We start from the raw sequence: 13450 nt of genomic DNA, 5'->3' as shown, positions 1-13450 counted from the left end.
TCTTGCCCGGGGAACGGTTCGCCCGCCGGGTCAGGCGCCGCGCACCCCGATGACGATTACGGCCACGTCGTCATTGAAGACGTGGCCCTGCGCGACCGCGTCATCGGTGACGAAGTTCGCCGCAGCCCAGGCGTTGGCGAACGGACCCTGTTTCGCCGCCCGGGCCCGCAGCCGCTTCGCCAGCGGGTATTCCTCGCCGTACGCGTTCCTGGCCTCGGTCAGGCCGTCGGTGTGCGCCACGATCAGATCGCCCACCCGCAGCCGCTTTCCGGTCGCGGGCGCGACCGTGTTGAACTCGCCGAGCAGTCCCAGCGGGGGAGCGGGATCGAGCTCGATCTCCTCGACCGCACGGTCGCGCAGCAGCAGCGGTGGATGATGCCCGAAGCTGCGCACCTCCACCGAATCGCCCTCCGGATCGAAGGCCATGAGCAGCGCCGTCGCGAACTGGAGGTTCCAGGCGCCGTGGTCGTCATTGCGCATCGCCATCCGGCGTTCGAGACGCGCCCCGAGGCCATTGAGATCGACATCGTCCAGCGCGCCCTCCCGAAACGACCCGAGCAGCGCGGCCATCGCCGAAACCGCCCCGAGGCCGTGCCCGGAAACGTCCCCGATCACCGCCCGCACGCCCCACGGCGTGTCCAACAGGTCGAAGAAGTCCCCGCCGAGCTGGCTCTTGGCAGCGGCGGCACGGTAGATCGCCGCGCATTCGAGCCGCCCGACCCGCTTCGGCACCTCGGGCAGCAGCGCCCGCTGCGCCGCCTCGGCGACGGAGGCGACGCTCAGCAGATGGGCCAGCACCCGATCCCGCAGATGCGCGATGATGACGCTGGTCAGACCGATGATGGACACAGTGATCAGCTCAGATTGCGGATGGTGGGGAATCCGGCCGGCGTCGACCACTTCGAGCAGCACGAAGGCCACGCCGGCCGCCAGTGCCACCAAAGCGGTGACCTTGGGCCCGTTGACCAGCGCGGCGAGCGGCGGCGTCGCCGCGACCACCGCCCACAGGGTCAAAGAATGCGTGACGATGTCAAGCGGGACCACGATGATGACCACCGCGAGCGGAGCGGCCCGCAGCCACGCCAGCCCCGCGGTCTGACGCAGCGCCAGCATCTCCGGCAACCGTTCCATCGTCCGCCCTCCGCCTAGTTGCCTCCGAGTCTGGACGCCCGGTCCAGTTCGGATCAGGAAATGCGGATTTCCCGGCGGGTCGGGCGGTTAGGGGCTGTCCTGTGAATCCGAACGGGCTGTATCCGGCCCGCCCTCCCGTCGCCCGCCACCACCCGGACCGGACGCCGCTTCGCGGCGGCAACTCCTTGCCCGGTCGCTTCGTTGTCGGGCCTCCAGATCCCGGTGTTGGATCTGGAGGCCCTTCCGCCTCGCGAGCGAACAAATGGACTCGGATTCAGCCTCGCCCGGATTCACAGGACAGCCCCTAGTCCGGTTCGGCGGGGTGTGATCGAAGCGGCGCATATGGTACGCCCGAGTCGGGGAGCACCTCGAATCGGCCCGGTTGTCCGCAACGCTCGGCATAGCCAGGTGCGGCGGAGGTTCGCGGCGGTTAAGCTAACTTCCTGGTGTGCCTTCACTGCCGCACGCCGAACCGATCAGCCGCGCATGAAAGGTACGGACCCGCATGACGAGCAAGGCCGCCGAGGAGCCGCGCAAGCGCGTGCTCATCGCCGAAGACGAGGGGCTCATCCGCCTCGACCTGGCCGAGATGCTCACCGAGGAGGGCTACGAGGTAGTCGCCGAGGCCGCCGATGGCGAGGCCGCGGTCCGTCTCGCGCAAGAGCACCAGCCCGATCTGGTGATCTGCGATATCCAGATGCCGATCATGGACGGACTCCAGGCTGCCGAGAAGATCGTGTCCGCGCGCATCGCGCCGGTCGTGATCCTCACCGCTTTCAGCCAGAGGGACCTGATCGCCCGCGCCCAGTCCGCGGGTGCGATGGCCTACCTTGTCAAGCCCTTCCAGAAGTCCGACCTGGTGCCGGCGATCGAGCTGTCCCTGACCCGCTTCGCCGAGATGACCGCCCTTGAGAAGGAGGTCGAGAACCTCACCGACCGCCTCGAGGTCCGCAAGCTCGTTGACCGCGCCAAGGGCCTGCTCATGACCCAGTACGGGATGGCCGAGCCCGACGCGTTCCGCTGGATCCAGCGCGCCGCGATGGACCACCGCCTGTCGATGCGGGACGTGGCCAACCGCGTCATCGACGAAGCCAAGGAAAAGGAAGCCCAGGAAGCCGAGTAATTCGGCCCACGACCACCGGCTCCGCTTCCCCCGGGACGGCGCGATCCGAGCACGGCCCGCACTCCGCGACGGAGGGCGGGCCGCTCGCTTGAGTCCCGATCTGTCCTCGCCGGGCCACGCCGTTCCCGAGGTGCCCTGGACTTGTCACAGCCACTCGATAGGCTCACCTACGTGACCGCTTCGCAAACTCGTCTCCTGCTGATCGATGGCCATTCAATGGCCTACCGTGCCTTCTTCGCGCTCCCCGCCGAGAAGTTCTCGACCGAGGACGGGCAGGTGACCAACGCCGTCTACGGCTTCGCGTCCATGCTCATCAACCTGCTCAGAGACGAGAAGCCCACCCACGTCGCCGTGGCCTTCGACCTCTCCCGCAAGTCCTTCCGGACCGAGGAGTACGCCGAGTACAAGGACGGCCGCGCTGAGACCCCCGCCGAGTTCAAGGGCCAGATCCCCGTCATCCAGGATCTCCTCGAAGCCCTCGGCATCAAGTGGCTCACCAAGGTCAACTACGAGGCCGACGACATCATCGCCACCCTCGCCACCCGGTCCGAGGCCGCCGGGGCCCAGACGCTCATCTCCTCGGGCGACCGCGACGCCATCCAGCTCGTCAACGAGACCGTCACCCTCCTCTACCCGGTCAAGGGCGTCACCGACCTCGCCCGTTACACCCCCGAGAAGATCGAGGAGAAGTACGGCGTCGACCCGGGCCACTACCGCGACCTCGCCGCGCTGGTGGGGGAGAAGTCCGACAACCTGCCCGGCGTCCCCGGCGTCGGACCCAAGACTGCCGCCAAGTGGATCGTCAAATACGGCTCCCTCGACGGCCTCGTCGCCAAGGTCGACGAGATCGCCGGCAAGGCCGGCCAGAGTCTGCGCGACAACCTGGACAACGTCCTGCGCAACCACCGCCTCAACCGGCTCGTCTGCGACCTCGAACTCCCCGAGGACTTCGACGGCCTCGCATGGGAGGGATGGAAGGTCGCGGAGACCAACGAGCTCTTCGACGCCCTCCAGTTCCGCACCCTCGGCGACCGCCTCAACTCCAGCCTCGGCGACAAGGCCATCGGCCAGGCCGCCCCCAAAACCGCCGAAGTGGCCAATGTGGAGGCCGCCCGGCTCGAACCCGGATCGATGAAGGCCTGGCTCGACGCCCACACCGGCGACGTCGCCATCGCCTACACCGGCACCTTCGAATCCGGCGCCGGCTCCTTCGACTCGATCGCGCTTGCCGAGGGCGGCGAGGCGCTGTGGTTCGACCCCGCGCAGCTCGACGCCGAGGACGAGCAGGCCTGGACGCAGTGGCTGGCCGACGCGACGCGCGGCAAGTTCGTGCATGACGTCAAGGGATTCAGCTGGGGCGCCGACGCCGCCGGCTGGCCGGCGCTGGCCGGTCTGCGGGCCGACACCGTCATCGGCGCCTACCTGCTCAAGCCCGAGCAGCGCACCTACGCCCTGGGCGATCTGGCGATGCAGTACCTCGGTCGCGAGTTGGAGACCGCTGCGCAGGAGACGAACGAGGGCACCCTCGTCGGGCTCGACGCGGCGATGGCCGACGACTCGTCGCGCTTCGAGGCCGACTGCGCCGCCGCGGGCGTGATCGCCGACCTCGCCGCCGCCCAGACCGAGCGGCTCGCCGACCGCCAGCAGAAGAACCTGGCCGAGGAGATGGAGTTCCCGCTCACCGGGGTGCTGGCGCGGTTGGAGATCGCCGGGATCGCCGCCGACGAGGGCCACTTCGCCGACATCGAGGCGAGCTTCGCCGCTCAGGCCAAGGACGCCACCGACGAGGCGCACCGGATCGTGGGCCGCCAGTTCAATATGGGTTCGCCCAAGCAGCTTCAGGAGATCCTCTTCGACGAGTTGGAAATGCCCAAGACCAAGCGCACCAAGACCGGCTACACCACCAATGCCGAAGCGCTGCAGCAGCTCTACACCAAGACCCAGCACCCGCTGCTGGAGCAGCTGCTGCGCTACCGCGACGTCGAGAAGCTCAAGCAGATCGTGGCCTCGCTGCGCGGGACGATCCAGACCGACGGTCGCATTCACACCACCTTCCACCAGACGGTGGCCGCCACCGGGCGTCTGTCCTCCTCGGACCCGAACCTCCAGAACATCCCGGTCCGCAGCGAGGCCGGGCGCGACATCCGCGCCGGCTTCGTGGTCGGCGAGGGCTACGAGTCGCTGATGACCATGGACTACAGCCAGGTCGAGATGCGCATCATGGCGAGCCTGACCGGCGACGAGGGCCTGATCGAGGCGTTCAAGTCCGGCGAGGACATCCACCGCGCGGTCGCCGCGAAGGTCTTCGGCGTGAAACCCGGCGAGGTCACCGCCGAGCACCGCCGCAAGATCAAGGCCATGTCCTACGGCCTGGCCTACGGTCTTTCGACCTACGGGCTCAGCCAGCAGCTGGGGATCTCCACCGAGGAGGCCCAGCAGCTGTCGAAGGACTACTTCGACCGTTTCGGGAAGGTCCGCGACTACCTGCACACCGTCGTGGAGGAGGCCCGCAAGACCGGCTACACCGAGACGATCATGGGCCGCAGGCGATACTTCCCCGACCTGACCAGCGATAACCGTCAGCGCCGCGAGATGGCCGAGCGGGCCGCGCTCAACGCCCCCATCCAGGGCAGCGCCGCCGACATCATGAAGACTGCGATGCTCGGCGTCGACGCCGCACTGCGCTCCGAGGGCCTTCGATCGCGGGTGCTGCTCCAGGTCCACGACGAATTGGTGTGCGAAGTCGCACCCGGCGAGGCCGACAGGCTCGAGGCACTGGTGCGTGAGCAGATGTCGGGCGCCGCCGAGCTCGCCGTCCCGCTCACCGTCTCCGCCGGATTCGGCGATTCGTGGGAAGCGGCGGCCCACTAGCCGTGTCAGTTGACACCAGCCCAGGCCCGGACTGGCGTGGGATTATCGCGCACGGTAATCTGGGATGGCCTGGGCCTGTCCGCGCCCTCAGAAGGGAGCAGGGCGCGAGTCGGAACCGACAAGGCCGGCCTGGTGACTGTAACCGCGAGCATTCGAGCCCCGTACGGGCACGGACGCGAGCCCACGTATCTGAACGTATCCGGAGCACCAGCCCACATGACGAGCAGCATCGAGGCCACCTCGAGCACCGCTGAGACCAGCACTGACGAGATCCTTACTGAAGAGGATCTTCTGGCCGCGATCGACGCGACCATCAAATACTTCAACGACGGCGATATCGTCGAAGGTACCGTCGTCAAGGTCGACCGGGACGAGGTCCTGCTCGACATCGGCTACAAAACCGAGGGCGTCATCCCCTCGCGCGAGCTGTCGATCAAACACGACGTGGACCCTGAAGACGTCGTCTCTGTGGGCGATCACGTCGAGGCCCTCGTCCTCCAGAAGGAGGACAAGGAAGGCCGTCTGATCCTGTCCAAGAAGCGGGCTCAGTACGAGCGCGCCTGGGGCACGATCGAGAAGATCAAGGACGAAGACGGCGTCGTCCGCGGCTCGGTCATCGAAGTGGTCAAGGGCGGTCTCATCCTCGACATCGGTCTCCGGGGCTTCCTGCCGGCATCCCTGGTGGAAATGCGCCGCGTGCGCGACCTCCAGCCGTACGTCGGTCGTGAACTCGAAGCCAAGATCATCGAGCTCGACAAGAACCGCAACAACGTGGTCCTGTCGCGCCGTGCCTGGCTCGAGCAGACCCAGTCCGAGGTTCGCACCGAGTTCCTGCACCAGCTCGCCAAGGGCCAGGTCCGCAAGGGCACGGTCTCCTCGATCGTCAACTTCGGCGCCTTCGTCGATCTCGGCGGGGTCGACGGCCTGGTTCACGTCTCCGAGCTGTCTTGGAAGCACATCGACCACCCCAGCGAGGTCGTCGAAGTCGGCCAGCCGGTCGAGGTCGAGGTGCTCGAGGTCGACCTGGAGCGCGAGCGCGTCTCCCTGTCGCTGAAGGCGACCCAGGAAGACCCGTGGCGCCAGTTCGCCCGCACCCACGCGATCGGCCAGATCGTGCCGGGCAAGGTCACCAAGCTGGTTCCGTTCGGCGCGTTCGTTCGCGTCGAAGACGGCATCGAGGGCCTGGTCCACATCTCCGAGCTGGCCGAGCGCCACGTGGAGGTGCCCGAGCAGGTCGTCAAGGTCGGCTCCGACGCCATGGTCAAGGTCATCGACATCGACCTGGACCGTCGCCGGATCTCCCTGTCGCTCAAGCAGGCCAACGAGGCCTACGTCGAGAACGAGGAGCAGTTCGACCCGACGCTGTACGGCATGGCCGCGCAGTACGACGACCAGGGCAACTACATCTACCCGGATGGCTTCGACTCGGAGACCGGCGAGTGGATGGAAGGCTACGACGAGGCCCGCGAAGAGTGGGAGCGTCAGTACGCCGAGGCCCGCACCCGCTGGGAGGAGCACGGCCGCCAGATCGCCGAGCGCGTCATCAGCGAAGCGCCGCCGAAGCCCGCCGAGGGCGAGGCCGCGCCGAAGGGCGACAAGGGTCCCAAGAAGACCACGTCCGAAAAGAAGACCTCGGCCCCGGCCGAGCCTTCGGGAACGCTGGCCACCGACGAGGCCCTCGCCGCTCTGCGCGAGAAGCTCGCCGGGAACTAGTCACTCCTTTAGCTGACAGACCACTGCCCGTCCCAGGTTGTTTCCCTGGGGCGGGTAGTGTTTTATTTGTGCTTAGAGTCGCATTGACCGGTGGAATCGGAGCCGGTAAAAGCACGGTCGCCGCCAAGCTGGCGCAGCTAGGAGCCCGCGTTATCGACGCGGATGCTCTTTCCCGTGAAGTAGTCGCCCCGAACACCGATGGCCTCGCCGCGGTGATATCCCGTTTTGGGCCAGCCGTACTGGCAGCCGACGGAACGCTTGACCGTGCCCGTATCGCAGAGATCGTCTTCAACGACGCGGGAGCCCGCGCCGAACTCGAGGCGATCATCCATCCCCGCGTTCGTCAGCGAGCGCGCGAAATCACCGCCGCCCAAGCGGCGGACGCCATTGTCGTGCAAGACATCCCGCTGCTGGCCGAGACCGGCCAGGCGCCGGGTTTCCATCTCAATATCGACGTGGAGGCACCGCGCGAGCTCCGGCTCGAACGGCTCGAACAGCGCGGCCTCGACCGCACCGACGCCGCCCGCCGCATCGACGCCCAGGCCTCGGATGCCGAGCGCCGCGAGGCCTGCGACGTCGTCCTGTTCAACCGGGACGGCGTCGAGGAGCTCGAACGCCGCGTATCGCTGCTGTGGGACGAGCGGATCGTGCCGTTCAACGAGAACCTCCACGCCGAACGCGCCGAATCCAGACCCGAGAAGCTCCAGTACGTCGAGTCCGACCCGGCCTGGCCCAGGCGGTTCGAACACCTCGCCGCGCGGCTGCGCCGCGTCATGGGACCCAGCGCGGTCCGCATCGACCACGTCGGCTCCACGGCCGTGTTCGACCTACCCGCCAAGGACGTCATCGACATCCAGGTGACGGTCGTGTCACTGCACATCGTGGACGCCTTCGCCGACGCCCTGGGGAACGCCGGCTTCTTCGGCCGCGTGCTCATGGACTCGCCGAAGCCCGAGCACCCGAACCCGGCGGACTGGGAGAAGCGCTTCTACGGCTACGCCGACCCCGGCAATATCGCCCAAATCCACTTCCGCCCGATCGACAGCCCCGGCCAGCGCTTCGCGCTGCTGTTCCGTGACTGGCTGCGGGCCGACGCCCAGGGCCGGGCGGACTACGCCGAGGCCAAGGGCGTGCTGGCCGCCAAGGCCGATTCGACCTCGGCCTATGCCGAGGCGAAGGAACCCTGGTTCGACCACGAGGGCTGGCCCCGCGCGAACCGGTGGGCCCGAGAGACCGGTTGGCATCCGCCGGTCTGCTGACCACCAAATAGAACCCGACGGGGCCCACCGCGCAATGCGGCGGGCCCCGTCGGGTTATCGCTGTCGGGGGTACTCCCCGTTTCAGCCGATCCTCTCGCTTACCTCCCAGGGGATCGTCGTCATCGGGTAGTCCTCGTAGGCCAGTTCGGCGCTCGCCACCCCGTAGTAGGTCATCATCTCGACCTGGCTCAGGCGGCCCTCCGCGACGTAATAGCGGAAGGCCGATTCCCCCGCCGCGGCCTCGGCGTCACCGGCGACCGGGTATTCCACGACGAAGGTCTTCTCGCCTTCGGCCTCGTCCACCCGCAGCTGGGAGGCCTGCTCGGCGATGGTGCCGGCGTCGTCGGCGGACTCGGCGGCCATCTCCAGCAGCCGGTACGCCATCGATTCGACCGGTCCGAAGCTGTCCGCGACGTCTTCGTCGGTCAATGCGTGCATCTCCCAGCCGTCCTCGGGGAGCGTTTCGGGTAGTTCGTCCGAGTCCGTCTCGAGGCTCGCCACCCCGCCCGGGCGGGCCAGGAACAGCCGGCTTCCCTCGGCGTCGGTGATGTTCAGGTACGCGGTCATGGTGCGCCAGTCGACGTAGCCGTGGCCGTTGACGACCTTGTCGTCGCCCGTCGGAACCGTCATGTCGACCTTCGCCGAGGACAGCCAGTTCTCCTGGCGCAGACCGGCAATGGTCTCGGCCATGTCCTCGTCGACCTCGGTCGGCTCGATCTTGGGGCCGCCGAGGAGGTCGACCGGGTGCAGCGCGGTGGCGTCGAAGTCGACCTCGCGCAGGAAGTCGACGGCGGCGAGTTCGGCCCCACCGGTATTGACCTGGAAGCGGCGGATATCGCCCTCGCCGTCGATCGAGTACAGGCCCTCGGGGCTGGTGCCGGTCTGCTCGTCGGAATCGACCATGATCGGGGCCCTGAACGTGGCTACGTCGGCGCCGTCGATGATGCCCTCCTCTCGCCAGGTGGCGTGTTCGGCCATGTAATCGGCGTCGTCGCCCTTCTCGGAGGTCAGGGTGAACACCGAGGAGACCATGATGTCGAGCATCGACTCCATCTGGTCGCTCGCGCCCGACAGCATCTGGCGGGACGTCCAGCCGTTCTCGGGCGCCGTGACGTCCCCGAAGGACTCCTCATCGTCGGCGTGGGTCGCGACCAGGCCGGGGACGGCCTGGATCAGCTCGTGGCCGCCGTCGGAGGTGGGGAATCGGGCGTACAGCATCGGGGTCTGCCAGTCGAGGTAGGCGTCGACGGTGATCTCGTCGCCTTCGACGGGGAAGCGCATCCGGACCGCCACCGGATCGGCCTCGTGGTTGCGGCCGCGCACCCCGGCCAGCAGCTGCGCCTCCTCTTCGGTGACGGGGCGTTCGGCGTTTTCCTTGCCGGCTTGGCAGGAGACGGCGAACCACCCGGCGGCGCCGACGGCGACGATGATGATCAAGACCCACATGAGGGCCGATTTAAAGGGAGTTGCGGTAGTGGAGCTCACGGAGGGACCAACGATCGAGGCCGGGAAAAGTCACCGGCACCGACCGGCAATGTCATACCCCCGGGCTACCGTTGGGCCGTGGCATTCGATATTCCCCGCGCCGAGGGGCGCTTTGAAGTAGTCAGCGAGTACGAGCCGGCCGGTGACCAGCCGACCGCTATCGCCGATCTCACCCGGCGGATCGACGCCGACGAGCGCGACGTGGTGCTGCTCGGCGCCACCGGCACGGGCAAGTCGGCCACGTCTGCCTGGCTGATCGAGCAGCTCCAGCGGCCCGCGCTGGTCATGGCCCACAACAAGACCCTGGCCGCGCAGCTGGCGAAGGAGTTCCGCGAGCTGCTGCCGAACAACGCGGTCGAGTACTACGTCTCCTACTACGACTACTACCAGCCCGAGGCGTACGTGGCGCAGACCGATACGTACATCGAGAAGGACGCCTCGATCAACGAGGAGGTCGAGCGCCTGCGTCACCGCGCCACCTACTCGCTGCTGACCAGGCGCGATGTCGTCGTGGTCGCGACGGTCTCGGCGATCTACGGCCTGGCGACTCCGGCCGAGTACCTGGAGCAGGCCACCGAGGTCGCGGTGGGCCAGGAGTGGGATCGGGACAAGCTCCTGCGCCGCCTGGTCGACGTCCAATACGCGCGCAACGACATCGCCTTCACCCGCGGCACCTTCCGGGTCCGGGGCGACACGATCGAGATCATCCCGGCCTACGAGGAGCTGGCGATCCGCATCGAGATGTTCGGTGACGAGATCGACCGGCTCTACTATCTGCACCCGCTCACCGGCGAGGTGGTGCGCGAGGCCGACCGGATTCTGATCTTCCCCGGTTCGCACTACGCCACCGGCAACGAGCGGATGACCCGCGCCATCGGCGCCATCGAGATCGAGCTGGAGCAGCGGCTGAACGAGCTGGAGTCCCAGGGGAAGCTCCTGGAGGCCCAGCGACTGCGGATGCGCACCGTGTTCGACCTCGAGAACATGAAGCAGACCGGCACGTGCAACGGCATCGAGAACTACTCGCGGCACATCGACGGCCGCCCGGCCGGCACGCCGCCGCACACGCTGCTCGACTACTTCCCGTCGGACTTCGTGACGATCCTGGACGAGTCGCACCAGACGGTCCCGCAGATCGGCGCGATGTCCGAGGGCGACGCCTCGCGCAAGCGCAACCTGGTCGAGCACGGTTTCCGCCTGCCGAGCGCCCAGGACAACCGGCCGCTGAACTTCGACGAGTTCCGCGAGCGCGTCGGGCAGACGGTCTACCTGTCGGCGACGCCCGGCAAGTGGGAGCTCAAGCAGTCCGGCGGTCAGTTCGTAGAGCAGGTCATCCGGCCCACCGGCCTGGTCGACCCGCAGGTCGAGGTGCGGCCCACCAAGGGCCAGATCGACGACCTGATGTACGAGATCCGCGAGCGGGCCAATAAGAACGAGCGGGTGCTGGTCACCACGCTGACCAAGAAGATGGCCGAGGACCTGACGGAGTACTTCCTGGACAACGGGATCCGAGTCCAGTACCTCCACTCCGAGGTGGAGACGCTGCGGAGGGTGGAGCTGCTGGGAGAGCTGCGGCGCGGCGACTTCGACGTGCTGGTCGGCATCAACCTGCTCCGGGAGGGCCTGGACCTGCCCGAGGTGTCGCTGGTGGCGATCCTCGACGCCGACAAGGAGGGCTTCCTGCGCTCGGCGACCTCGCTGATTCAGACGATCGGCCGCGCGGCCCGAAACGTCTCGGGCACGGTGCTCATGTACGCCGACAACCTGACCGACTCCATGAAGGCCGCTTTGGAGGAGACCGACCGGCGCCGCGAGAAGCAGGTCGCGTACAACACCGAGCACGGCGTCGACCCGCAGCCGCTGCGCAAGCGGATCGCGAACATCATGGAGGACCTGTACGACACCGCGGCCGAGACCGCGGCGCTCGCCAAGGACGACCCGTGGGCCGAGCTCCCGGATTCCAAGCGGGACAAGGGGGTCGCGAAGGTCCGTTCCGAGATCGTCAAGCAGCTTGAGGAACGCAACGAGCAGATGCTCGCGGCCGCAAGGGAACTGCGCTTCGAGGTGGCCGCGGCCTACCGCGACGAGATCACCGATCTAAAGCGCGAACTCCGTCAGATGGACGAGGCGGGGGCCTGAGAAACGCCGATGGCGCGGTTGCGGGGAGACCCGGAACCGCGCTGAAGGCTGGTCAGTCGACATCGGAACTGAACTTCTCAGTCAGCGCCGCCGGCCACTACTCAATGTTCTCGAAGTGTTCAACCAGCGGCGGCTGGGCGAAGTACGGGCCGATCGCCTCTCGCCACTTGGGGAACCGGTCGGTGTCACGGAATCCCTGCTCATGGGCCTCGACGGAGTCCCATTCGATGAGGAGCACGAAGCGACTCGGGTTCTCGACACCCTGAGTCATACGGATCGAGCGAAGGCCGGGGGAGACGGCGACGAAGTCCTTGGCGGAGCGGTACGCGTCGGCGAAGGCCGCCTCTTGGCCTGGGGTGATCTTGATTTCAGCGACTTCGAGAACCATGAGTGGAGCTTTTCACGATCACTTGACGTGACCGTTCCGTCCGGCATATGTTCGAGAGAGAAGTCACATATCTGACGGAGGACATGTCGGCTTTCAGGCAGGCACAATAAGTCTGATTGTTCAAAATCAGGTATGTGGGGAGTATCCCGCAGCGAACACTCGCTGTTAGCGTCGTCGTCAATGCACGAGACCGCCATCGGTCTCCGGTGACGCTGATCCACTCGGATCGGGAGAGACCATGTGACCATCCAGAGTTATGCGGAAGGCAACACATTGGCACTCCCACCTTGGGTCTGGGCCCTCACTCTCGTCGTGCTCGCGGCGGTCGTGGTACTGGATCTGACCAGCGCGATCCGCAATCCCCACCGTCCCGGCCTGCGTGAAGCGGCCATCTGGTCAGGCGTCTACATCGCCTCCGCCTTCGTCTTCGCCGCCATCATCTTCTTGACGCAGGGCGGCACCTTCGGCGGCCAGTTCCTGGCCGGATTCCTCACCGAGAAGGCGTTGTCGGTCGACAACCTCTTCGTATTCCTCCTCATCATCCAGGCCTTCCGGGTGCCCGAACGGCTCCAGTCGCGGGTGCTCCTGGTCGGCATCGTGCTCTCGATCGCCTTGCGTAGCATCTTCATCGCGCTGGGCTCCGTCCTCGTCGAGCGCTTCAGCTGGGTCTTCCTGATCTTCGGCGCGATCCTCGTCTGGACGGCCTGGGGCCTGCTCCGTGAGAAGGGCGACGACGAGGAGTACGAACCCAACAGATTCATGAAGTTCGCCGAGTCGAAGATGCGCGTCAGCAAGGAATACGACGGCGGCAGGCTGCTGACCCGCGTCGACGGGCTGCGCTACGCGACCCCGCTGCTGCTGGCGATGCTCGCCATCGGCTCGACCGACATCCTGTTCGCGCTGGACTCGATCCCGGCGATCTTCGGACTGACGCAGGAGCCGTACCTGGTGTGGACCGCGACGATCTTCGCGCTGTTCGGACTGCGGCAGCTGTACTTCCTGCTGGCGGCACTGCTGAAGTCGCTGAAGTTCCTGTCGCTGGGTCTGGCGGCGATCCTCGGCTGGATCGGCGTCAAGCTGGTCATCCACGGCCTGGCCGACAACCAACTGCCGTTCATCAACGGCGGCCATCACATCGAATGGATGCCGCACATCTCCACCACGCTGTCGCTCGGCATCATCGCCGGCGTGCTCTTGTCCGTGGTGATCGCCAACGACATCCTCCTGCGCCGCCAGGGCAAGACCTGGAGGCAGCTGTTCGCGGAGGCGAACGTCGATTCGAGTCCCGCTCCGGCGACCGCGGGTGTCGGCTCAGACCGCTGAACGGCTCGCTGAACGCTT

9 protein-coding genes are annotated in these 13450 nt (G+C 67.0%); 6 read left to right on the top strand and 3 right to left on the bottom strand.

The annotated features are described in order from the left end of the window. Positions 1-30 precede the first annotated feature (30 nt). On the bottom strand, positions 31-1131 hold the full coding sequence (locus FAB82_RS20660; protein WP_136536451.1) for a PP2C family protein-serine/threonine phosphatase: 1101 nt from the start codon (positions 1129-1131) through the stop codon (positions 31-33). A 505-nt stretch (positions 1132-1636) separates the two neighbouring features. Here FAB82_RS20660 and FAB82_RS20655 point away from each other — a divergent pair. The 4 genes from FAB82_RS20655 (at position 1637) to coaE (ending at position 8097) form a co-directional block, all read left to right on the top strand. Then, positions 1637-2254 (top strand): ANTAR domain-containing response regulator, encoded by a 618-nt coding sequence (locus tag FAB82_RS20655; RefSeq protein ID WP_136536450.1) that lies wholly within the window; start codon positions 1637-1639, stop codon positions 2252-2254. Positions 2255-2425: 171 nt separating this feature from the next. Then, a complete protein-coding gene (gene polA / locus FAB82_RS20650; protein WP_246039747.1) occupies positions 2426-5125 on the top strand; it encodes a DNA polymerase I in 2700 nt (899 codons plus the stop codon). A gap of 216 nt (positions 5126-5341) precedes the next feature. Next, positions 5342-6838: a 30S ribosomal protein S1 gene (rpsA, locus tag FAB82_RS20645; RefSeq protein ID WP_136536449.1), complete on the top strand. Its 1497-nt coding sequence runs from the start codon at positions 5342-5344 to the stop codon at positions 6836-6838. A gap of 68 nt (positions 6839-6906) precedes the next feature. Beyond that, the gene (coaE, locus tag FAB82_RS20640) at positions 6907-8097 is read left to right on the top strand and encodes a dephospho-CoA kinase (RefSeq protein WP_136536448.1); all 1191 of its coding nucleotides are present in this window, start codon (positions 6907-6909) and stop codon (positions 8095-8097) included. A gap of 81 nt (positions 8098-8178) precedes the next feature. Here the strand turns inward: coaE and FAB82_RS20635 are convergent, their stop codons facing one another. Then, a complete protein-coding gene (locus tag FAB82_RS20635) occupies positions 8179-9543 on the bottom strand; it encodes a hypothetical protein (protein ID WP_136536447.1) in 1365 nt (454 codons plus the stop codon). A 117-nt stretch (positions 9544-9660) separates the two neighbouring features. Here FAB82_RS20635 and uvrB point away from each other — a divergent pair, with 117 nt between their 5' ends. After that, complete coding sequence (uvrB, locus tag FAB82_RS20630; RefSeq protein WP_136536446.1) at positions 9661-11721, top strand: excinuclease ABC subunit UvrB; 2061 nt, start codon at positions 9661-9663, stop codon at positions 11719-11721. A 97-nt stretch (positions 11722-11818) separates the two neighbouring features. On the opposite strand, the gene FAB82_RS20625 is transcribed toward uvrB, so the two are convergent. Continuing rightward, a complete protein-coding gene (locus tag FAB82_RS20625) occupies positions 11819-12109 on the bottom strand; it encodes an antibiotic biosynthesis monooxygenase family protein (RefSeq protein WP_136536445.1) in 291 nt (96 codons plus the stop codon). 273 nt (positions 12110-12382) lie between these two features. Here FAB82_RS20625 and FAB82_RS20620 point away from each other — a divergent pair, with 273 nt between their 5' ends. Next, the gene (locus FAB82_RS20620) at positions 12383-13432 is read left to right on the top strand and encodes a TerC/Alx family metal homeostasis membrane protein (protein WP_136536444.1); all 1050 of its coding nucleotides are present in this window, start codon (positions 12383-12385) and stop codon (positions 13430-13432) included. Positions 13433-13450 lie beyond the last annotated feature (18 nt).

Origin of the sequence: Glycomyces buryatensis (assembly GCF_004912275.1) — a bacterium.
Classification (GTDB): domain Bacteria; phylum Actinomycetota; class Actinomycetes; order Mycobacteriales; family Micromonosporaceae; genus Glycomyces; species Glycomyces buryatensis.
The sequence above is the reverse complement of the archived record's forward strand: the minus strand, read 5'-3'. Positions and strand labels throughout refer to the sequence as shown.